This is a genomic window from Lysinibacillus fusiformis, assembly GCF_003049525.1.
GTDB lineage: Bacteria > Bacillota > Bacilli > Bacillales_A > Planococcaceae > Lysinibacillus > Lysinibacillus fusiformis.
On record NZ_PYWL01000056.1, the window covers coordinates 1 to 421 of the forward strand.

A 421-nucleotide genomic window follows, 5' to 3' on the forward strand; every position below is an offset into this window, starting at 1 on the left:
AGACGGTTTTTGAAAACCGCTTTATGCACGTTGAGGAATTCCGCCGGATGAATGCTGAAATTAAAATTGAAGGTCGTTCGGTGATTCTGACCGGACCATCTAACCTTCAAGGCGCTGAAGTTTCTGCTACAGACCTTCGTGCAGCAGCCGCTCTTATTTTAACAGGGCTGGTTTCTGAAGGAAACACAAGGGTAACTGAATTAAAGCATTTAGATCGTGGCTACGTGAACTTCCACGGCAAGCTTGAAGCATTAGGCGCAGACATTGAACGTGTTAACGATGCAGAAGTAATCTTTACCGAAGTAAACACGTTAATCTCAGATATGAACGCGTAAAGGATGTAAGTCCATCTGCAAAATTCATACAACGAAAATTAGTATGCCCGCAATCTTTTTAAAAAATGCATAAAGCCTGACCGAGG

At 42.8% G+C, this 421-nt stretch carries 1 pseudogene; it reads left to right on the forward strand.

From position 1 onward, the window contains the following. Positions 1 to 335: pseudogene (locus C9J29_RS24065) on the forward strand (UDP-N-acetylglucosamine 1-carboxyvinyltransferase); the annotation flags it as partial. Positions 336 to 421 lie beyond the last annotated feature (86 nt).